This is a genomic window from Bacillus sp. FSL K6-3176, assembly GCF_038003325.1.
GTDB classification, from domain to species: Bacteria; Bacillota; Bacilli; order Bacillales; family Bacillaceae; genus Bacillus; species Bacillus altitudinis.
Genome location: NZ_JBBOOX010000001.1, coordinates 2,732,850 through 2,752,854 on the forward strand (window position 1 = coordinate 2,732,850; position 20,005 = coordinate 2,752,854).

General features: G+C 40.6%; 22 protein-coding genes and 1 riboswitch. Of the genes, 6 read left to right on the plus strand and 16 right to left on the minus strand.

The features are described from left to right. Positions 1-47 precede the first annotated feature (47 nt). A complete protein-coding gene (locus tag MHB38_RS14170) occupies positions 48-377 on the minus strand; it encodes a DUF4257 domain-containing protein (RefSeq protein WP_008343006.1) in 330 nt (109 codons plus the stop codon). A gap of 425 nt (positions 378-802) precedes the next feature. Here MHB38_RS14170 and MHB38_RS14175 point away from each other — a divergent pair, with 425 nt between their 5' ends. Together MHB38_RS14175 and MHB38_RS14180 are read left to right on the plus strand one after the other, a co-directional pair. Further along, positions 803-1,606, plus strand: a complete 804-nt coding sequence (locus MHB38_RS14175; RefSeq protein ID WP_050827596.1) for a PAS domain-containing protein — start codon at positions 803-805, stop codon at positions 1,604-1,606. A 282-nt stretch (positions 1,607-1,888) separates the two neighbouring features. Further along, positions 1,889-2,587 (plus strand): sunset domain-containing protein, encoded by a 699-nt coding sequence (locus MHB38_RS14180; RefSeq protein WP_025207835.1) that lies wholly within the window; start codon positions 1,889-1,891, stop codon positions 2,585-2,587. 60 nt (positions 2,588-2,647) lie between these two features. Here MHB38_RS14180 and MHB38_RS14185 read toward each other — a convergent pair whose 3' ends face one another. The 8 genes from MHB38_RS14185 to MHB38_RS14220 all read right to left on the minus strand — a co-directional run bounded on the left by MHB38_RS14185 (position 2,648) and on the right by MHB38_RS14220 (position 8,130). Then, entirely contained in the window at positions 2,648-3,958 is a 1,311-nt protein-coding gene (locus MHB38_RS14185; RefSeq protein WP_331832451.1) for an ABC transporter permease, read from the minus strand. Then, a complete protein-coding gene (locus tag MHB38_RS14190; protein ID WP_007501890.1) occupies positions 3,948-4,646 on the minus strand; it encodes an ABC transporter ATP-binding protein in 699 nt (232 codons plus the stop codon). Before MHB38_RS14190 ends, MHB38_RS14185 begins: the two co-directional genes overlap by 11 nt. A 21-nt stretch (positions 4,647-4,667) precedes the next feature. Beyond that, the gene (locus MHB38_RS14195) at positions 4,668-5,651 is read right to left on the minus strand and encodes an ABC transporter ATP-binding protein (protein WP_341003768.1); all 984 of its coding nucleotides are present in this window, start codon (positions 5,649-5,651) and stop codon (positions 4,668-4,670) included. Continuing rightward, positions 5,645-6,523, minus strand: a complete 879-nt coding sequence (locus MHB38_RS14200) for an ATP-binding cassette domain-containing protein (RefSeq protein ID WP_007501894.1) — start codon at positions 6,521-6,523, stop codon at positions 5,645-5,647. Before MHB38_RS14200 ends, MHB38_RS14195 begins: the two co-directional genes overlap by 7 nt. After that, complete coding sequence (locus tag MHB38_RS14205) at positions 6,516-6,908, minus strand: GntR family transcriptional regulator (RefSeq protein ID WP_017358353.1); 393 nt, start codon at positions 6,906-6,908, stop codon at positions 6,516-6,518. Before MHB38_RS14205 ends, MHB38_RS14200 begins: the two co-directional genes overlap by 8 nt. A gap of 17 nt (positions 6,909-6,925) precedes the next feature. Then, on the minus strand, positions 6,926-7,105 hold the full coding sequence (locus MHB38_RS14210; RefSeq protein ID WP_008342991.1) for a hypothetical protein: 180 nt from the start codon (positions 7,103-7,105) through the stop codon (positions 6,926-6,928). A gap of 267 nt (positions 7,106-7,372) precedes the next feature. Continuing rightward, positions 7,373-7,705 carry a hypothetical protein gene (locus MHB38_RS14215; protein ID WP_046344268.1) on the minus strand — a complete coding sequence of 111 codons (333 nt, stop codon included), beginning with the start codon at positions 7,703-7,705 and terminating at the stop codon, positions 7,373-7,375. A 149-nt stretch (positions 7,706-7,854) separates the two neighbouring features. Further along, positions 7,855-8,130 carry a YtzC family protein gene (locus tag MHB38_RS14220; RefSeq protein WP_008361717.1) on the minus strand — a complete coding sequence of 92 codons (276 nt, stop codon included), beginning with the start codon at positions 8,128-8,130 and terminating at the stop codon, positions 7,855-7,857. 152 nt (positions 8,131-8,282) lie between these two features. Between MHB38_RS14220 and MHB38_RS14225 the strand changes: the two genes are divergently transcribed. Continuing rightward, a complete protein-coding gene (locus MHB38_RS14225; protein WP_017358356.1) occupies positions 8,283-9,248 on the plus strand; it encodes a TIGR01212 family radical SAM protein in 966 nt (321 codons plus the stop codon). Further along, positions 9,245-9,823 (plus strand): tRNA (mnm(5)s(2)U34)-methyltransferase, encoded by a 579-nt coding sequence (locus MHB38_RS14230; RefSeq protein WP_035391055.1) that lies wholly within the window; start codon positions 9,245-9,247, stop codon positions 9,821-9,823. Before MHB38_RS14225 ends, MHB38_RS14230 begins: the two co-directional genes overlap by 4 nt. A 20-nt stretch (positions 9,824-9,843) precedes the next feature. On the opposite strand, the gene MHB38_RS14235 is transcribed toward MHB38_RS14230, so the two are convergent. From MHB38_RS14235 to MHB38_RS14245, 3 genes are all read right to left on the minus strand, one after another. Continuing rightward, complete coding sequence (locus tag MHB38_RS14235) at positions 9,844-10,620, minus strand: sporulation protein (protein WP_341003770.1); 777 nt, start codon at positions 10,618-10,620, stop codon at positions 9,844-9,846. A 264-nt stretch (positions 10,621-10,884) separates the two neighbouring features. Continuing rightward, a complete protein-coding gene (locus MHB38_RS14240) occupies positions 10,885-11,964 on the minus strand; it encodes a tetraprenyl-beta-curcumene synthase family protein (RefSeq protein ID WP_341003771.1) in 1,080 nt (359 codons plus the stop codon). A 29-nt stretch (positions 11,965-11,993) separates the two neighbouring features. Beyond that, the gene (locus tag MHB38_RS14245) at positions 11,994-12,773 is read right to left on the minus strand and encodes an alpha/beta hydrolase (protein ID WP_019743683.1); all 780 of its coding nucleotides are present in this window, start codon (positions 12,771-12,773) and stop codon (positions 11,994-11,996) included. A 45-nt stretch (positions 12,774-12,818) separates the two neighbouring features. Here MHB38_RS14245 and MHB38_RS14250 point away from each other — a divergent pair, with 45 nt between their 5' ends. Beyond that, the gene (locus MHB38_RS14250; RefSeq protein WP_008342977.1) at positions 12,819-13,334 is read left to right on the plus strand and encodes a gamma carbonic anhydrase; all 516 of its coding nucleotides are present in this window, start codon (positions 12,819-12,821) and stop codon (positions 13,332-13,334) included. Positions 13,335-13,475: 141 nt separating this feature from the next. On the opposite strand, the gene asnB is transcribed toward MHB38_RS14250, so the two are convergent. Together asnB and metK are read right to left on the minus strand one after the other, a co-directional pair. Next, the gene (gene asnB, locus MHB38_RS14255; RefSeq protein WP_282833721.1) at positions 13,476-15,374 is read right to left on the minus strand and encodes an asparagine synthase (glutamine-hydrolyzing); all 1,899 of its coding nucleotides are present in this window, start codon (positions 15,372-15,374) and stop codon (positions 13,476-13,478) included. A gap of 148 nt (positions 15,375-15,522) precedes the next feature. Further along, on the minus strand, positions 15,523-16,725 hold the full coding sequence (gene metK / locus MHB38_RS14260; RefSeq protein WP_007501907.1) for a methionine adenosyltransferase: 1,203 nt from the start codon (positions 16,723-16,725) through the stop codon (positions 15,523-15,525). Between the two features lie 195 nt (positions 16,726-16,920). After that, positions 16,921-17,055: riboswitch (SAM riboswitch) on the minus strand. Positions 17,056-17,281: 226 nt separating this feature from the next. On the opposite strand from metK, the gene pckA reads away from it, so the two are divergent. Continuing rightward, on the plus strand, positions 17,282-18,868 hold the full coding sequence (gene pckA / locus MHB38_RS14265; protein WP_007501908.1) for a phosphoenolpyruvate carboxykinase (ATP): 1,587 nt from the start codon (positions 17,282-17,284) through the stop codon (positions 18,866-18,868). A gap of 40 nt (positions 18,869-18,908) precedes the next feature. Here pckA and MHB38_RS14270 read toward each other — a convergent pair whose 3' ends face one another. Both MHB38_RS14270 and MHB38_RS14275 read right to left on the minus strand, forming a co-directional pair. After that, positions 18,909-19,151 (minus strand): DUF2584 domain-containing protein, encoded by a 243-nt coding sequence (locus tag MHB38_RS14270; protein ID WP_017358362.1) that lies wholly within the window; start codon positions 19,149-19,151, stop codon positions 18,909-18,911. 39 nt (positions 19,152-19,190) lie between these two features. Then, positions 19,191-19,985, minus strand: a complete 795-nt coding sequence (locus MHB38_RS14275) for an alpha/beta hydrolase family protein (RefSeq protein WP_341003774.1) — start codon at positions 19,983-19,985, stop codon at positions 19,191-19,193. Between the last annotated feature and the right edge of the window lie 20 nt (positions 19,986-20,005).

Genomic DNA, 20,005 nt, shown 5'->3' on the forward strand with positions numbered 1-20,005 from the left:
TTTGTATACAATGGGAATGTACCCTAGACTAGGGTAAAGTGAGGATATTATTCGTGTGGAGATCGGTTATGACGGTTGGAGCCTGCATCCTGTGAACGTTCTTCTCTCACAAAATCGAAGCTTCGCAGAACTGCTTCTCCTCCGTAACCTGAAATAATGGATAAGATGATCAAGTGCAGACTAGATTCGGGATTTGAGGATAAGACAAGCAGTGTAGCAGCAATCATCCCAACGAGCCAATCTTCAATAAACCCTAGATAAATAAACTTCTTTGTCATTCTGGGCTTCTCTAGCCTGCCTTTTTTCTTTACGTGACCGAGAATGCCCATGACCCCTCCAATGGCGCAAGCAATAATGACTTGTTGCAGCATTTTCATCACCTTCCTAAAGCCCTTAGAATAGTAAAGCGACTTCAGGCTGTCCAGCCCCCTGTAATGCCATTCTGCTGTTCCGTCATAATCCATGTAAAAGGTCTATTCTCTCTAACGAAGAAAAAAAGCTTGTTTCTTCCATTATATGTGAATGACCCAAAAACAATCTTGATGCATTGGAATCATTTTTACCTAATCCATATTAACTATTTTTGTCATTTTATGAATTTTCCTCAAATGATCCCTTCTTTTTCTAATGAAAAGTCTCCTTACTTACTCTATTCTAATGGAGGACAAACTATGATGACAAATTTAACAAAACGATTGCAATCATTGAAACAGAACATATGTTATGTTACGTTTAAAAAGAATTCATTTGGTTTTAAAAAAACCATCTTAAATGTCTGATAGTAGCAGCAAAGGAGGGTAATATGGTCAGCTCGAACATCTTCGGCTTGCAAAAACAGCTTGAACTCATAAAAAAAGCGCTGGATCATGCGCGGATTGGTGTTGTCATTACAGACCCTTCTTTAGAGGATAACCCTATTGTTTATGTGAATCATGGCTTTACACAAATGACTGGATACAAACCAGATGAGATTCTTGGACGTAATTGTCGATTCCTCCAAGGAAAAGACACAAATCAAGAGCAACTTGACTTAATACGTCACGGAATTCAACACAAAACACCTATTACCACACAGCTCAAAAATTATAAAAAAGACGGTACTTTTTTTTGGAATGAACTCAATATAGATCCTCTATACATTGAACAAGATGACAAAACATTTTTTATTGGCTTTCAAAAGGACATTACAAAGCAGAAAGAATATGAACAACTCCTAGAAGATTCCTTACAGGAAGTCACCTCTCTGTCGACGCCAATTGTCCCAATCAAAAATGGTGTTTCCGCTCTTCCACTCATCGGAAAATTATCAGAAGAACGCTTTGATGCCATCGTCGCGAAGTTAACTTGTATATTAGAAGATTCAAAGGATGATTATTTAATTGTAGATCTTTCTGGTTTAATCGATGTCGATGATTCCGTTGCAGCGCGAATTTTCAAACTGCATCACCTGCTGAACTTAACTGGAACTGAACTCATCATCACTGGGATCAAACCACAGCTTGCGATGAAAATGAAAGACTTAGATACAGACTTCCAGAATACGATCACTTATTTAACGGTAAAAGAAGCAATCAAAGGATTGCCATTAGCTGAAAACCCTGTATAAATAGGGTTTCAGATTGTTGACAAAGGGCTAAAATGATCTTTATTTTAGCCCTTTGTCTTCTTTTCAGCGTGATAGAAAACCTTTGCAGTCTAGGAAGGACGAGTACCGGAGCGGAGCGAATTTCACATTCGTGAGCACCGGCACACAGGACTGACACCGAATGCGAGGGTTTGTCTACACGCTGAAAACCCTGTTTAAACAGGGTTTTTTTAATTGAACCGCTCCCCAAAATGGAAAAATGAGGTATGATAGGTGTAAATAGCGATATAGGGGGGCTGCAAGATGATGATGTTACTCATCATAGGTCTTTTATGTATTTGTTTCGCCATAGGATATGCCGTCAATTTCTTATTACTTAAACACCAAAATCAACCAATCTTTTCAAAAAAACTCTTCTATCCTTTTTTGACCATTGGTCTTGTTTTTTCTATTATGTCATTACCGTTTGCCGGCACAGGTGCTCCGAAAGCACAAGCAGATCCATCTTCTGAACAGCTGCTGAAAGAGCAAAAACAATTAGCATCTGATATTTCTCGTCTAAAGGAAGACAAAGAAACGCTGACGGCCTCTTTAGAAGACGTGACCAAAGAAAAAGAAAAGCTATCCAAGAAATTAGAAAACATCACCTCCGAAAAGAAGACAGTCAAACAGCAAGAAAAAACCATCCATGAGCTTGAAGAGAAAATAGACAAGCTCACCTCTACAAACGAAACACTCAAAAAAGAACACCAGAAAGTAAACAAAGACACCACGTCATCGGCCCAGCGATCTGCTCCTAAAGATGATGGGGCCAATACTGGCGGTCATGAGTCACAAAAAGAAACAAAAAAAGAATCTGCCGCCTGTAATATTAAAGGAAGTGTCAACGGCATCTATCACACACCAAGTAGCAGATACTACTCACGGACAAAAAACGTGACCAAAATGTTCTGCTCCGTAGAAGAAGCTGAGCGTGCAGGGTACCGGGCACCAAAGCAATAGACATCTTTTGACGATAAAAAAACCTCCTGTCAGCCCACTATAGGTACAGGAGGTTCTTCTTTAAATTTCTCTTCTTAATGCTGTTAATACATTCGTTTTTGTCGCCTTACGTGCTGGATTGAGTCCAGAAATAATGGCGACTCCTGCACTAATCACTGTTGCTGTGACCACAAGGCTTAGCGGAATATAGGAGAAGGTGATCGAGAATTGATCACTGGATCCCCCTTCAGACATGGAAGACAAAATCGCTGGAATGATTAAATTCACTGCGAAACTAATGATGTACGAGATGATGATCCCGATGATCGATCCAATCACTCCAATATAAGCACTTTCCATGAGGAACATTCGCTTAATAATGGAAGGATTCGCACCAATGGCTTTCATGATCCCAATCTCTTGTGTCCGCTCTGTTACGGCCATTGTCATCGTATTGAAAATGCCGATCGCCGAAATAATGACCGCAATACATCCAACAAAGATGAGTCCAATTTTAAAGACTGTAAAGAACATATCCATTCCTTCAAGCTGATTCGTCACAGAGATGACTTGATAGCCGTCATCTGTCAGCTTATCTGTGAGCGCACCGACATTGTCGAACTTATCAGCATAGACAGACGTCATTTTTTCGACATTTCCTGCATCAGGAGACAGATCGAGCACTTGACTAAATTCTTTTTCATAAGCATTCGGAATAAGAATTTTATGATCCTGCTGCCACTCCAAATTCGGTTTCTTCAATACACCGACGACACGGAAATCGAACGTCTTTTCTTTCACCACTTCATTTTCTTCATTCAGTTTTGGTACCTTGATTTGAATGACTTTGTTTAAAATTTCCTTCGTATAGCCTTTTGGCTCTTCCGGTGTCTCTTCACCATTTGATGTCTGATTCATTTCTTTTTCATAGTCTTTTCGTTCTTTTTCCGTCCAAAGTTGTTCTGCCATTTGATACCCAACTACAATTTCATTCGCCGATGTTGGGACTTTTCCACGGTCTAGTTCAAGACCTGCCTCTTTTTCTTCTTTCATATCTGTCATTACAGCCTGCGTATCACTTGAGCGATTATCGAGCTCGACGTGAACCGATGGAATGATTGACGTTCTTGCAACGACAGATTTCGCATGATCATATTTCTTTAAATCGTCAACCTTGACGTCACCTTTTTCTTTGCCTAACACTTTAATTTCTGTGATAATTTGTTGTTTCATGATTTCATCTTGAGCCGATTTTTGCAGACCAAAACCAACTGACGCTAGAACGATTAAGAAAGAGCATGCCATTGTCGTTGCAAGTATGGTCATAAACACACGCAATCTATTTTTCTTCATATTTCTTCTGATGAATTTGACCTGATCTCTAAATTTCAATGGACTGATCCCCTTTCTTTAATACACCATCATGAAGCTGGAACGTTGTGTCTGCGATTGAAGCGACTTCATCGTCATGTGTAATGATGACAAATGTAATTCCTTTTTCACGATTAAGCTGCTGGATAAAGGCTAGAATTTCGCCTTCAGTTTCTGAATCCAGACTGCCTGTTGGTTCATCTGCTAAAATAATAGACGGATTAAGGATCAAGGCTCTTGCAATACTCACACGCTGCTGCTGTCCACCTGACAGTTCATTAGGATAATGTCCTGCGTGATGTTCAAGACCAACTCGTTTCAGCATTTCCTTTACTTTCACTTTTCGCTCAGACGGCTTCACACCTTTTAAAGTGAGCGGAAGTTCAACGTTCTCATATGTTGTTAAACTCCCGATCAATTGAAAGCTTTGAAAGATAAAGCCAAAATGATCTAACCGAAAGTCTGCCCATTCTTTCTCATTAAAGCCGGTCACATTGGTGCCATCAACCATAATTTGTCCGCTTGTTGGCGTAATATATCCCGATATTAAATTCAGTAAAGTTGATTTCCCCGAACCGCTTCGTCCGACGATACATGCAATTTCGCCTCTTTTAATAGACAAGTCAATGTCTTTGAGTACAGGAATCTCGTTCTCCCTGCCCTTTTTCCCAATTTTAAACACATGATCTAACGATTGAATTTGAATCATCTCTACTCCCCTGCTCTCTGTTTATCTTTTTCGATAGATTAAGAAATAACTCGTCAGTGCGCCTACAGCTCCACCGATGCACATGCCAACAAAATATCCAATTAATGAATCTGAGGAGAAACCAACCCAGCCAAACCCTAAGACGCCAAACACGATCACCATAATTTGAATTGGGCGATCCATTATTGAATAAAGGAAGAATCGGCCATTTCGTTCAATTGGATGTTTAATAAAGCTAAACAAGCCAATAAGGTAAAATAGCAACATCATGACAATTGGAACGATGTATTCTTCACCATTGAACCAAAGCGGATATTCCTGATAAAAACTGTTAGCTGTAATATAAGTAATGGGGGAAATGGGCGTGATCAAGAAATTAAAGATTTTATCCAGCCACATCCCGCTTGTTTTAAAGATAAAATCTAAATGAAGGATTGGTAAACCAATCACTAAGTAAGGTAAAATAGCTGTACTAAATCCAACGATTGCTTGAGAAATAGCACTCCCTGTTAAAGCACCTGCTGCAAAAAACAAACTATAGATCATCAAGGCTGACAACAGTGCAGAAACATAAAGACTGTTAAATCCAGGTGTCTCTATTGGCCCAAGACCTAATTTTAATAAATAAATGAGAAGGTATGAAACAGCATGAACACTTGTAATGATTCCTGCACCTAAGAAAAACTTTGTATGAAAGATGGAACTTCTACTAAACGGCAAGGATACGGTAAAGTCCATCTGCCCTTTATTTCTTTCAAATCCTAGCTGAATCACAGCAAAAAATATGCCCATGACCCATGAAAGTGAGAGAAATGCGTCCGTCTTAAAAATATAAGTGAATGTTGTTGTATCCATTAGACAGTCTCGGTTTTCCAAACAATCTTGAAAGGTTGAGTAATCCATTAAGAGGGATAATGGCGTCGCAAAGACCGCAACAAGCATCACTAAAATGAATGTCAGCTCAGACTGCTTCCATTCCTTATATAACAATTGCCGCTTTACCATCTGCGTTTCCCTCCAAACTTTGCAATGAATACTTCTTCTAAATTTACAGGCAGTTCATGCCAGACTTTTGGTTCAAGCGATTTCAAATACTCTTTTGCTTCTTCATCTGTTTTGAGTACAAGTGCTGTATAGAACACACCCGCTTGATCTAAGATGGCAACGCCTTTTTTTCTAATACTTAAGTTCATATCCTCTTCAAATGCCATCTGGATTTTGACGTAGTCATTCTTTAATTCATCTAAATCCATAACACTTGTGAGCTGATTTCCTTCCAAAAACCCGATTCGGTTACACATACGCTCAATATCCTCTAAACGGTGAGATGTAATTAAAATCGTTGTTTGTCGTTCTGCCACCTCGTCAATCATCAGCTGAAGAACGTCATTTCTTGTGACTGCATCAATCCCGTCTGTCGGCTCATCTAACAAAATGACTGCTGGTTTGATGGCAAAACTTAAAATGAGGGACAGCTGTTTCTTTAAACCTGTCGACAATTCACGGTATTTCACTTTTTCCGGAATCTCATACCGGTTCACAAGCTCATTGGCATATGTCACGTCAAACTTTGGATACAGTTGTTTTAACAGCTTCACTAGCTGTCCATAATTGTACCGGTCAAAGTAGGGATTTACGACTGGCATATACACAATATTTTGCTTCACTAACGGGTGGTCTTTTACGAGTACATCTTTAAAATAAATCTCTCCTTCATCTGGCAGAAGGATTTGCTGAATCAAGCGAAGAAGTGTTGTTTTACCAGAGCCATTCCGGCCAAGCAGGCCAAAGATCTCTCCTTCGCCTATCTTGAAGGAAACGTTGCTGAGTACTTCACGTCCATTTAATTTCTTTGATACATTTCTGACCTCAATCAACTTGGTTTCCTCCTTTTAGACTTGAGCCGATCTCCTCCAGCCACTCTTTGAGTTGATGAATATCAATACCGGCATAATGAGCTTCAATAATGAGTTGCCTTAATTGCTCCTTCATCTCTAACACCTTCCCTTCATTCAGCTTTAACTGTGCACCTTCTGTCACATACGTTCCACGGCCTCTTAATGTTTCAATAATTCCTTCCCGTTCAAGCTCTTTATACGCTTTGCTGACGGTGTTTGGATTCGCAATAATAATGGTGGCAAGCTCTCTCACAGAGGGCAGTTTGTCACCTGGTTTCATCACGCCTTTTAAGCACAAAATTTTTAACTGCTCAATGATTTGTTCATATATTGGTGCAGCGCTTCTTGGATCTATTTGAATCATGATGGCTCCCTCTTTTCTCATTCATGCTTTTGCAGTCCTATCGCTTGATCATGTCCTTGCATTAAAGGGACCGAATTTGGAATGAAATCTTTTTGAACTTCAAAACCAATGAAAACGAGAACGAAAAAAAATGTACATGCTAACGCAACAGCCAGCACCATCCACTTTAAATTGATTGGTTTTTTTTCTTTTTTCATGGTTAAACACCTTTCTTCACGTTTAAGTGTCTATAGTGTATTAGTTGATATAGTACACTTAATACAATATAGACACTTGATTGAAAAGTCAAGGGACTCTAGAAAAAAATAGGCAGACGAACCAGATAAAATTTACGAAACTACTCAAAAGCATTCTTGAAGTCAGGTTTGCTTCTGGTTTAGGGTGTTCAACACGTTCATCACTTTCATAATCGCCTGAAAAAGTGCATAATAAAAGACCCCGAATATTGAGGTCTCTACAATGTTTTAATTAGATACTATTCCTTTGTTTTTGGACTTGCTTTTGAACAGGATTAGCACCCACCATACTAATAAAAATATATAGCCTATAACTGTAAAGATAGACCAAACTGCCCCCTGTCGCAATTGACTAAATAAGTGTTCAAATTCATTCATTCCTTCTACTCTACCAATGCTATTTATCAGGCTAATCATCGGAATTGTAACAGTAAATACAATGGTTAGAATGGACAATCCCCTTTGTTTATTTTTCACAACACTGAATATTGCGTTTCCTAATGTTGCTAAGAAAAACAAGTAATATAATGCCCAAAACCAATCAGGAAGAGTCTCCCACATTTCTTCTACCCCCTTGAAGATATTTGCAATTTCTATATATAACATACTTTAACAGAATAAAAACCTATGACAAATATATATCCAAAAACAACAATCTTTGCGAAAACAGCCAAAAAATAAAACAGACCCTTAAAAGAAGGATCTGTTCATCATTCGTTATCGTATGAAATACCCAAAATCATTTGGTTTTGCAGACTTTGAATTTGTACACGCGTTCTGTCTAAACGTTCTCTTTGCTGATCATTGGCGACATCTTTTAACTTTTCTAATTCATTCACTGCATCCTCTAGCATGAGCTGCGCTTTTGAAAATTCTTCCTCGTTATAATGTTCTTGGCGAGAGCTCAAATCAAACTGTTCGCTTGCAAACTCAAGAGTCTCAGTGCTTTTTTGGACAAATTCATCGATTGATTTTCTAGTTGCCATCTAGCCATCCCTCCATTTCATCATTACTCTCGCCTATTTTGCCCACGTAAAGCTTTTTCACTAAAGAAAATGTTGGACAGATTCAATTGTCCTCTTTCGTGATTTTTGTTAAACTTTAAGGATGCCTATTATTATGCAAGGAGGTTACTGACTTGGATCAGCATAACCCTTTTTTATATTCAAACAGCGAAAAACGTTATCACACATGGAATTATCATTTGCGTGAGCACTTTGGTCATAAAGTATTTAAAGTCGCACTAGACGGCGGCTTTGATTGTCCAAACCGTGATGGTACTGTCGCACATGGAGGCTGCACATTTTGCAGCGCAGCAGGATCTGGTGATTTTGCAGGGAACCGGGCGGATGATCTCATTACTCAATTTAATGAAATCAAGGACCGGATGCATACAAAATGGAAAGACGGAAAATACATGGCGTATTTCCAAGCTTACACAAATACACATGCGCCGCTGCCTGTTTTAAAAGAAAAATACGAAACCGTTATGAATCTGGATGGAGTGGTTGGTTTATCGATTGCCACAAGACCTGATTGTCTGCCAGATGACGTCGTGGAATATTTAGCTGAGTTAAATGAGCGGACGTATCTATGGGTTGAACTTGGTCTACAAACTGTACATGAGCGGACAGCGATGCTCATCAACCGTGCTCATGATTATGAATGCTACGTAGAAGGTGTAGAAAAACTGCGAAAACATGGCATTCGAGTCTGTTCACATATCATCAACGGTCTTCCTCTTGAAAACCGAGATATGATGATGGAAACAGCAAAAGCTGTCGCTGATTTAGATGTACAAGGAATTAAAATTCATCTACTTCACCTGTTAAAAGGAACACCGATGGTGAAGCAATATGAGAAAGGTAAACTAGAATTTCTCAGCCAAGAGGAATATGTTCAGCTTGTCTGTGACCAGCTGGAGATCCTGCCGCCAGAAATGATTATTCATCGTATTACAGGCGATGGTCCCATTGAATTAATGGTAGGTCCAATGTGGAGTGTGAATAAATGGGAAGTGCTCAATGCCATAAATGCTGAGCTTGAAAGACGTAACAGCTACCAAGGCAAACGCTTCGTCAGATTGGAAGAAGCGGCAAAATGATTTTAAAACGGATGCTCCCTTTTAGTAAAGAGCTGTTAGAACGTGCTTGCCAAAAAGGCGATATTGTCATTGATGCAACGATGGGAAATGGCCATGATACACGCTATTTAGCTGACCTTGTCGGGAAGGATGGACAAGTTTTCGCATTCGATGTACAGAAGGAAGCCATCGAGCAAACAAGCAAAAGACTTGGTGAGCACTACCCTTACGTTCACCTTATCCATGACGGACATGAACAACTTGCTGAGCATCTGCCAGCCGAAGCTTATGGTCACATATCTGGTGCAGTGTTCAATCTTGGGTACTTACCAGGAGGCGATAAAACCGTCACGACTCAGGCTCATACGACCATTGAAGCGATCAAACAGCTCATGGATTGGCTTAAGCCTGGTGGTCTGATCGTTCTTGTGATTTACCACGGTCATCCCGAAGGAAAAAAAGAGAAGGACATCCTTCTTGATTATTGCAAAACACTCCATCACGAAGAAGTACAGGTGATCTCTTATCAATACATGAATATTCAAAACGATCCGCCCTTTGTGGTAGCCATCGAAAAAAAACTCAAATCCTCTTAATGGATTTGAGTTTTTTTTATTTAATAAGCGTATTGATCAATGATTTCTTCAAGCACTACTTCCAGCTCTTCTGCATCTGCAAGCTCTGATTGAGTAAAGCGGACACGTACAAGCTGTTCTCCGTCATTATACATTTCTTCCAGCCAACCACGCAGCCCTCTTGCTCTGCGATCGACTTCAAAAATGAGATCTAGCCCCTCTTCATCAATGAAGAAAATCACCTCTAACTCATCAAGCATTTGACGATAATAGTCGGAAGTCGGTATGAACTCAAACTCTTGAACAAAGGGAAGGCGGCGCCTGAAATAAGGTGCTTCTTCACAGTCTGCTTCATGAAGGTGAAAGCCTAAGTTTCCAACAGCATCAAGCACACGTTTCACCCAAGGGTGCGCGCTTACGAAAATGCGGTCATGATCAAATTTATCAATACCACCTTGAATATCAAGGTCTGTCACAACAGCCACCTCTACTTTACCTACAGTCATTGGTGTATCAAGAGGAAGGTGAAATGAGAATGTAAACCGCTGAGCTTCCCCAGGCTGAATCGTGAATGATTCAGTCACTCGGACAGAATGGATGGTTGTGTGTTTTCGTTGCTCTTCATCATCTTTTACAATGGTGTACCATGTTTTCAACTTTAAATCAATATAGCGGATATCTTGAGGCACTTTTCCGCCCTTCACATGGACTGTTCCCTTTACTTCTTCTCCCGGTTCATACGCATCTTTCTCCAAAATTGTATCCACTTTTGCTGCACCGATTCCTACACTTGCTGCAAACTTTTTAAAAAATGACATATTCGGCCTTCCCCTTTTTAAGTTTTTCAACAAATATACGTCATAAGGAGTAGATACGATTCATTCGATCCATACTTTTCTCCTATTTTTCGTACACTAAGAATATTATCGGCAGCAAATAAGGGGATTGTAATGAAAAAAGAGGATACGTCTGATCATGGTTCGCCTTAAAAAGTGTACATCGCCCAAGCAAAACCGTTCAAAACAAAAAAGCTTGTAGAAAACCATTTTGTTTTCTACAAGCTGATGAGCTTACTTTATCCTTTATGAAGATTTCATCCAAGGCATTTTCTGATAGGTGCGATAGGCTCTGCCATTGATATAGAAAAAGAACGATGTTTTCCCGCTTGATTTGATCAACCGCTTTGCCAGCTTGTTCATCTCTTTTTGGGCTGTCACTTTTTCATCAGACAAATAGACCGCAAGTAACCCTCTATTGATTAGTTTGTGAAAATTCTCGTGTGGAATGCCTTTCAGCTGTTCATCCGCTTTTTCAATAAAATGCTGTAGTCTATCCATCATCTCATGATGAGAGTTGTAGTACGAGCAAAAATTCAAATCGCCTTCCAGCCTGTCCTCTTCTTGGTCGATTAAATAGTCCAGTAAGATGTGCAGACCTTGAATATAAGGGAAATAGCTTTCGTAAATTTGCTTCGCCTGCTTCTCTGTAAAATCAGGCTGCAGTGCATAAGCAACAAGACAGAAAATGCCCAGCGTTGATCCTGCACATGCGGAAAACTCATACCACTCCATCTTCGGTAAATCCTTTTCATACTGGCGGAACCATGACTCTAATCGAGGTTCACGCTCATGAGGAACCACATGCTTATGTACTTGTAAATCACTATAATAATCACACAGCGTATGTAGATAGGGCTGAATGATCGGATAATGCGCTAGGCGTGATAACACATTTTGGCATGTCCTAACAAGCGCATGCAGATATCCATGATCCTCTTGATCATCACGGAATTGATAGTACGGCTTAAGCTCCGCATGAATATCGAGTGCATCTCTCATCGCTTGATGTAGCATATGAAAATCCTTTGGATCAAGTGATGTACTGCGGTCACACAAGTTATCTAAGTAATCGCTAATCGTTTGGTACGCCACAATGAATTCAATACACGTTTCCTTCCCTTCACCTGCAAGAAGAGATAAAATTCCCCCGCCTTCACAGTGAAAGGTTTTACTGGATATGCTCGCTAGTGCCTGCGTTCTCAGTTCTTCATTTTCAATCATTTCTGCATGAGCCCGCCACTTTTTTAGCTCCTGATGAACTAGCGGAAAAATATCTTTATACACCTTCGTCATCAGTGCAAAAGGACGTTCTGGTACTGACAAATCAATCCACCCCCAACTTAAGCTCACAATCAAATATATTGATCAGTAAAGGCTCTTGCCGCCTTAAACACATCTTCTCGCTCGGGCTCATTAAAAATTTCATGATAAAGCCCTTCCCATTCACGGTATGATTTATTGGTTGATTCAATGCCATTGAACCATTTCATCACTCTTGTTTTATCTACAATCTTGTCATCACCTGCCTGCATGAGCAGGAGTGGAATCGACCGAAAAACATTCGTAGGCTGCATCGCCGCATCGATATTTTTGACCAGTTCTCGATACCAGCGAACCGACACCTTCGTCACATAAAGCGAATCATTCGAATCTGCCTCAATCACATCTTGATTCCGTGTGGCAAGTTCGATCGACAGCCCAGATTCGACTTTAAAAGACGGCGCCAGCACATTTAGCCCTTTTGACGCAAAATCCATCAGCTTCTTCGGTTTAAATTGCAGACCTAAACAAGGTGATGATAAAATAAGGCCATCAATCTTCGTATGGGTATACTGCTTGAACCATTCAATCGAAATCAGTCCCCCCATACTATGTCCAAGTAAAAATGTCGGAAGTCTGAACGACTTCGCATGTTCAATCCATTCATCGACTGTATCAATGTATTCTTGAAAAGAACGAATGTGGCCTCTCGCACGTGTCGATGTCCCTTGCCCAGGCAGGTCACCCATGACGACGTGATAGCCTGCATTTCGCCACATTTCGATCAGCCATTTATATCGGCCATGATATTCACTAGCACCATGTACAATGACAATTGTACCAACCGGTCTTTCAGCATGCCAAGTCCACAAAGTAAACACCTCACAAATGTTGTATTAAGAAAGGAAGTCGAAAAAGTGATTTATCCATATCATCAGTTTACACCTGAGATTCATGAATCGGTCTTTGTTGCAGAAAACGCCACCATTACAGGTGATGTGACAATTGGAGAATATTCAAGCGTTTGGTTCCAAACGGTCATTAGAGGCGATGTAGCTCCTGTGAGAATTGGAAAAAACGTCAACATTCAAGACTTATCCTGTCTGCATCAAAGTCCTGGAAAAACACTTCTGATTGAAGATGGTGCTACCATTGGACACCAAGTCACATTACATAGCTCTATCATTCGAAAAAATGCCCTCATTGGCATGGGATCCATCATTCTCGATGGTGCGGAAATTGGCGAAGGAGCCTTTATTGGTGCAGGTAGCCTTGTCCCGCAAGGAAAAGTCATCCCAAAAGGTTCACTCGCTTTTGGCCGTCCAGCCAAAGTCGTTCGCCAGTTAACAGATGAAGATATCCAAGACATGGATCGTATCCGCAGAGAATATGTAGAAAAAGGACAATACTATCGTTCCCTTTTATCGCGTTAACATCATACGTGTATCTTCACTTTATCATGTTTTTTTCAGGATATTAAGCAATAACTGTGTACCGCTTGTTATTTTACCCTTTTCCACCACTTTCTATCATGACAAAAAAGGTTTTCAGCACAAAGCTGAAAACCTTTTTCATTAGCTAAAAATAACTTCTTTCGGCTGGTGATTCAACTGCTCTGGATCAATGCTGCGCTCTACATAGATGCTATGCCAGATCATAAAGATCAGGACAGTCCAAATCTTACGGCTATGATCTGCTTTTCCAGCACAATGATCATTTAATAAATCAAGAACATATGCCTTGTTAATGTATTCATCTGTTTGACTGCTTTTAATGATATCTTTCGCCCAAGCGTTCATCTCATTTTTCAGCCAATGACGAATTGGAACAGGGAAACCTAGTTTTTTACGGTTTAACACATGGTCCGGCACAATGCCTTCTGCTGCTTTACGCAATAAATATTTCGTTGTGCCGTCTTTCGTTTTCAGCTCTTCTGGAATTTTAGAGGCTGCTTCAAATACGACCTTATCAAGGAATGGAACACGAAGCTCAAGAGAATTCGCCATTGTCATCTTATCTGCTTTCAGCAGGATATCCCCGCGCATCCACGTATGGATATCAACATATTGCATTTTGTTAATATCACTGTAGCCTGCACTTTCCTCGAAGTATGTTTTCGTCACGTCACGATACGTGATGTTCGGATCATACTGCTTTAAGAGGTTTTTCTTCACTGGCTCTTCAAAGATTTTCGCATTGCCGATATAACGTTCCTCTAATGGCGTACATCCGCGAACGATAAAGCTCTTCCCTTTCATTCCTTCTGGCATTAAACGAGCCAGACGAAGAAGAAGCTTTTTCAGCATAGATGGTACAGATTCAAAAGGCTTTAGAGACAGCGGCTCACGGTAAATATTATATCCACCGAACAGCTCGTCTGCTCCCTCACCTGAAAGAACAACTGTGACTTGTTTTTTCGCTTCTTTTGCCACGAAATACAATGGAATCGCCGCTGGATCAGCCAAAGGATCATCTAAATGCCAGACGATCTTCGGAAGCTCATTCATATATTCCTCAGGAGAAATTACAGCACTAAAGTTTTGCAATCCCAGCTTATCAGCTGTTTCTTTTGCTACATCCACCTCACTGAATCCATCCTGCTGGAAACCAACAGAGAATGTCTTCAGTTCAGGGTGAAATTCCTTTGCGACCGACACGATGAAAGAAGAATCGATCCCGCCTGATAGGAATGAACCAACAGGCACATCACTTCTCATGTGGACTTTTACAGAATCATAGATAGCATCACGTACTTCTTCTACTAATTTCTGCTCTTGTGTTTGCTCAGGTTTGAATTGAACTTTCCAGTAAGTCTTAAATGCAATGTCTTGGCCTGGACGCAGTGTAAACTGATGACCTGGCTCAACTTTGTGCACTTTTTGATCAAGTGTATTTGGCTCAGGAACGAACTGAAAAGACATGTACTGCTGCAAAGCAGTCTCATCAAATAAAATATTCTCATTCACAGCCATTAAGCTTTTGCGTTCAGAAGCAAAGTACACTTGGTCATCCATTTGTGTAAAATAGAGCGGTTTAATGCCGAAAGGATCTCTTGCGCCATATAATAACTGCGCTTCTTTATCCCAAATTAAAAAGGCAAACATGCCGCGAAGCTTCGATGCCGCTTCTTCTTTATAGTGGCGATATGTGGCAAGAAGGACTTCCGTATCAGAATCTGTGCTGAACGTATAGCCTTTTTTCACAAGCTCTTCTTTCAGCTCCACATAGTTATAAATTTCTCCGTTGAAAATAATCCAATATTTTTCATCTTCATAAGAAAGCGGCTGCTTTCCGTGTTCAACATCTATAATACTTAAACGTCTAAATCCAAATCCTACATGCTCATCATGAAAGTACCCCTCATCATCCGGACCTCGATGAACGATGAGACGATTCATTTGCTTAATTAACTCTTCCTGCTCAGTAGTTTCGGACAATGGACGGTGATTAAATACACCAACAAACCCACACATATTATTGCCTCCACGTTATGTTATTTCTTAAAAGTAGACCTATAATTAGACAGTATTTTGTCCAATTTTGTTTCACATTTTTACGCTTTTTGTAGAATTTTTTTTAATCAAAAGGAAAACCGCTTAAAATAAGCGGTTTTGTATGTTGTTATTGTCCTAATGCTTCCTTGCGAAGCGTGTCGGCTTTATCCGTTTTTTCCCATGGAAGATCCAAGTCATGACGGCCAAAGTGTCCGTATGCAGCGGTTTGTTTATAGATCGGACGACGTAAGTCAAGCATTTTAATAATGCCGGCTGGACGAAGATCAAAGTTTGCACGTACCACTTCAATTAATTTCTCTTCAGAGGCTTTTCCTGTTCCAAATGTATCAATTGAAATGGAGACAGGCTGTGCAACACCAATTGCATAAGCAAGCTGTACTTCACATGAATCTGCAAGACCAGCTGCTACGATGTTTTTCGCTACATAGCGAGCCGCATATGCTGCAGAACGGTCAACCTTCGTTGCATCCTTACCAGAGAAAGCACCGCCACCGTGACGAGCATACCCGCCATAAGTGTCAACGATGATTTTACGTCCAGTTAAACCAGCATCCCCTTGAGGTCCACCGATAACAAAGCGGCCTGTTGGGTTGATGAAGTATTTTGTTTCTTCATCGATCAGTTCACTTGGAACGACAGGGCGGATGACATGCTCTTTTAAGTCGCTTTGAATTTGTTCAAGCGTCACTTCTGGTGCATGCTGTGTAGAAATAACCACCGTATCAATACGAACTGGTTTGTTTTGTTCATCATATTCAACTGTTACTTGAGTTTTTCCGTCTGGACGAAGGTATGCAAGTGTTTCATTCTTGCGTACTTCTGTTAAACGGCGAGATAATTTATGTGCAAGAGAAATCGGCAGTGGCATAAGCTCTTCAGTTTCGTTGTTTGCAAAACCAAACATAAGACCTTGGTCACCTGCACCGATCGCATCAATTTCTTCTTCAGTCATTGTTCCTTCACGTGCTTCAAGCGCTTTGTCTACACCTTGCGCAATATCAGCAGACTGTTCATCAATTGATGTAAGAACCGCACATGTTTCCGCATCAAAACCATATTTCGCACGTGTGTAGCCAATTTCCTTAATCGTGTCACGCACCGTCTTTGGAATGTCGACATAAGTAGACGTTGTAATCTCACCGCTTACTAATACGAGACCGGTTGTTACAGAAGTTTCACAGGCAACACGTGCATTTGGATCTTTCTTTAAAATTTCATCCAAGATGCTGTCTGAAATTTGATCACAGATTTTATCTGGATGTCCTTCGGTCACTGATTCTGAAGTAAATAAACGACGATTTTGACTCATAATGGCTATTTCCTCCTGTACAAGACCACATCATCCCAAGATGAGGCCTCCAATATGATACGGAACTCGTTCCCTCTTATATTTCAACATGTTTATATTAGAGATGTTATTGGCAATTTGTTCATATGATATCCCAAAAATAAAAAAACCATTTCCTTCATTGCGAGGAAAGGGTCTGAGATCGCATGCCTTTCACTCTTATCGCTCAAGGTGTTCTTGTACCTTGCATCAGGTTAGCACCTTGGTTTCTCAGCATGTTCATGCCTTTTTCATAAGAAACCGGTTGCTGGGCTTCATCGGGCCTGTCCCTCCACCAACTCGGGATAAGAGTATCCGTTCAATAAGATATCTTATCTTAAACCCTTGCGTCATGTCAATGGTGCATAGGAATTATCTCCCCTTTTTTTCACCTCATCATTAGCATCACCAAAAAGCATATTTTCATAGCAGAAATGAAAAAACACACACAAAAATGTTTAAATAGTATAGACTATTATTATCAATGTGTTATACTAATCAAAACAAACAAATTCAACGGTAAAGGAAGGGTTTTTTTATGAACTCAGTGGATTTAAAAGAAGATTTGCAGTCATTGCTCTCATTAGAAAATACGCACCAAAATTTATCTGTTCCGAAACTTGTTGAAAAGATTTTGGCACGTAATGAAGGCGTTTTAACTTCAACTGGTGCTGTCCGCGCCACAACGGGTGCCTACACTGGACGTTCGCCTAAAGATAAATTCATCGTAAAAGAAGAAAACTCTGAACATAAAATTGATTGGGGTCAAGTCAATCAGCCGATCTCGAAAGAGGCATTTGATCGTTTATATACAAAGGTTGTGTCATACTTAAAAGAACGTGATGAACTATTTGTCTTTGATGGTTTTGCAGGTGCTGACGAAAAATACCGTATGCCCATTACAGTTGTAAATGAATTCGCTTGGCACAATCTCTTTGCAAAGCAGCTATTCATCAGACCTGATGGATCAACACCATCATCAAACGAAAAACCTTTCACCATCTTATCTGCACCACACTTTAAAGCAGATCCTGAAACAGATGGCACAAACTCTGAAACGTTTATTATCGTTTCTTTTGAAAAACGTACGATTCTGATCGGTGGAACAGAATATGCAGGAGAGATGAAAAAATCCATCTTCTCTGTCATGAACTACCTGCTTCCTGAACAAGATATTTTATCAATGCACTGCTCTGCTAACGTCGGTCAAGAAGGCGATGTTGCTTTATTTTTCGGCCTTTCAGGTACTGGAAAAACGACGCTTTCTGCAAGTGCAAGCCGCAAGCTGATTGGAGACGATGAGCACGGCTGGTCTAACACAGGTGTGTTCAATATTGAAGGCGGATGCTATGCAAAATGCGTAAACTTAAGTGAAGAAAAAGAACCACAAATTTACAAAGCCATCAGCTTCGGATCAGTGCTTGAAAATGTAGTACTTGATGAAGAAACACGTGAAGCAGATTATGATGACACATTCTTTACTGAAAATACACGTGCGGCTTACCCAATCGAAATGATTGATAACATCGTGAAACCAAGTATTGCAGGTCACCCATCTGCTATCGTCTTTTTAACAGCTGATGCATTCGGTGTTTTACCTCCAATCAGCCGTTTAACGAAAGAACAGGCGATGTACCACTTCTTGAGCGGTTACACAAGTAAATTAGCGGGAACTGAGCGTGGCGTGACGTCACCAGAAACAACGTTCTCTACTTGCTTTGGTTCACCATTCTTGCCACTTCCTGCTCATGTCTATGCTGAAATGCTTGGTAAAAAAATCGATGAGCACGGCGCAAAAGTATTCCTTGTGAATACAGGCTGGACTGGCGGCGGCTACGGTACGGGCAAACGAATGAATCTTGCTCATACAAGAGCAATGGTGCAGGCAGCGATCGAAGGCGATCTTGACAACGCTGAAATGATCACTGACGACATCTTCGGATTACACATCCCGCTTCATATTCCGGGAGTGCCAGATGAAGTGCTTCAGCCTGCTAAAACATGGGACGATCAAGAGGCTTACAAAGAAAAAGCAAACTTCCTTGCAAATGAATTTAAAAAGAACTTTAAAAAATTCAGCCATGCAGCAAGTGATATTGAAGCAAAAGGCGGACCACTCGTCTAATCAAAAGGAAAAAGCTGAGGGAATGAATCCCTCAGCTTTTTTAGTTCGTTGAATGCAATGACACAAGACGGTACGTTACCTTCGTGATATTGTCTGTGAGCTCCAGCTTTTCAACATGTGCTGTTCCTGTTTTTTCTCCGTCTTTCGTTTTACGCACCTCAAGCGGAATATTTAATGGATAAATGCGGTACCCTTCCTTCATGAGCTCAAACACATTTTCTTCAATTCTTGTCTCTTTTCCTTTTGTGACAATCATTGTATTAAATTCAACAGGCATTCCCATAATGAAAATCCCCCTACTTTCTATATTTCTTTCTACCGTTTATTTTACCACATTTCCGCCTTTTCGGCTGTGCATCCATGTCGTCAGCCGTCTGACAATCTCCCGGTTATGCTGTGGCGGGAAATAATGATGATATCCGTGAAAATACCATGTTTCCACAGACTTGCCATGCTGACGCAGGGCATCTTCTAATAAATACGCATGCTCAATGGATACATTCTCATCCAGCTCCCCATGAATGATTAAGACAGGTGCTTCAATTTGGTGCACATGATTCAAAGGCGTTCTAGCCTCATATGCTTCTGGTACCTTATGCGGAGGACCTCCTATTACACGCTTCATCATTCTTCTCATATCCACACGTTCTTCATAGGTGAGCTTCATATCACTTACGCCTCCCCATGTTACAAAAGAAGCGGCCTCATGCTTCATTTCAACAGCGGTCCATATGCCCATAATTCCGCCGCGGGAAAAACCAAAGATATGAATGCGCTCCTGATTCACCTTTTGATGATGTTTCAACAGCTGAAATGCAGCAAATGCATCTTTCCGGTCTTCTCCGGCAAAATCCTCGTTCCCTTCGCCACCTTGATTCCCTCGGTAGAAGGGCGCAAAGACGACAAACCCTTGCGCAGCAAATTGCACAATTCGGCCAGGTCTAACCATTCCCACATTTTTAATGCCGCCCCGTAAATATAAAAAACCGTCATAGAGACCTTCTCCGGCCGGTTCAGCGAGCAGCCCCTTCATTCGAAGTCCATCGGCCTCATATGTCACTGTATATAAGTGAATATGCGGATGTGGCGACGGGAACCTTCTCTTTTCCACAATCACTTGAATTCTCTCCTTTTCAT

Excerpts from the sequence above, each read along its gene's own strand:
- MHB38_RS14170 (WP_008343006.1), bottom strand. The coding sequence starts at position 377 with ATGAAAATGCTGCAACAAGTCATTATTGCTTGCGCCATTGGAGGGGTC.
- MHB38_RS14175 (WP_050827596.1), top strand. The coding sequence starts at position 803 with ATGGTCAGCTCGAACATCTTCGGCTTGCAAAAACAGCTTGAACTCATA.
- MHB38_RS14180 (WP_025207835.1), top strand. The coding sequence starts at position 1,889 with ATGATGATGTTACTCATCATAGGTCTTTTATGTATTTGTTTCGCCATA.
- MHB38_RS14190 (WP_007501890.1), bottom strand. The coding sequence starts at position 4,646 with ATGATTCAAATTCAATCGTTAGATCATGTGTTTAAAATTGGGAAAAAG.
- MHB38_RS14195 (WP_341003768.1), bottom strand. The coding sequence starts at position 5,651 with ATGGTAAAGCGGCAATTGTTATATAAGGAATGGAAGCAGTCTGAGCTG.
- MHB38_RS14205 (WP_017358353.1), bottom strand. The coding sequence starts at position 6,908 with ATGATTCAAATAGATCCAAGAAGCGCTGCACCAATATATGAACAAATC.
- MHB38_RS14210 (WP_008342991.1), bottom strand. The coding sequence starts at position 7,105 with ATGAAAAAAGAAAAAAAACCAATCAATTTAAAGTGGATGGTGCTGGCT.
- MHB38_RS14215 (WP_046344268.1), bottom strand. The coding sequence starts at position 7,705 with ATGTGGGAGACTCTTCCTGATTGGTTTTGGGCATTATATTACTTGTTT.
- MHB38_RS14220 (WP_008361717.1), bottom strand. The coding sequence starts at position 8,130 with ATGGCAACTAGAAAATCAATCGATGAATTTGTCCAAAAAAGCACTGAG.
- MHB38_RS14230 (WP_035391055.1), top strand. The coding sequence starts at position 9,245 with ATGATTTTAAAACGGATGCTCCCTTTTAGTAAAGAGCTGTTAGAACGT.
- MHB38_RS14235 (WP_341003770.1), bottom strand. The coding sequence starts at position 10,620 with ATGTCATTTTTTAAAAAGTTTGCAGCAAGTGTAGGAATCGGTGCAGCA.
- asnB (WP_282833721.1), bottom strand. The coding sequence starts at position 15,374 with ATGTGTGGGTTTGTTGGTGTATTTAATCACCGTCCATTGTCCGAAACT.
- metK (WP_007501907.1), bottom strand. The coding sequence starts at position 16,725 with ATGAGTCAAAATCGTCGTTTATTTACTTCAGAATCAGTGACCGAAGGA.
- pckA (WP_007501908.1), top strand. The coding sequence starts at position 17,282 with ATGAACTCAGTGGATTTAAAAGAAGATTTGCAGTCATTGCTCTCATTA.
- MHB38_RS14270 (WP_017358362.1), bottom strand. The coding sequence starts at position 19,151 with ATGGGAATGCCTGTTGAATTTAATACAATGATTGTCACAAAAGGAAAA.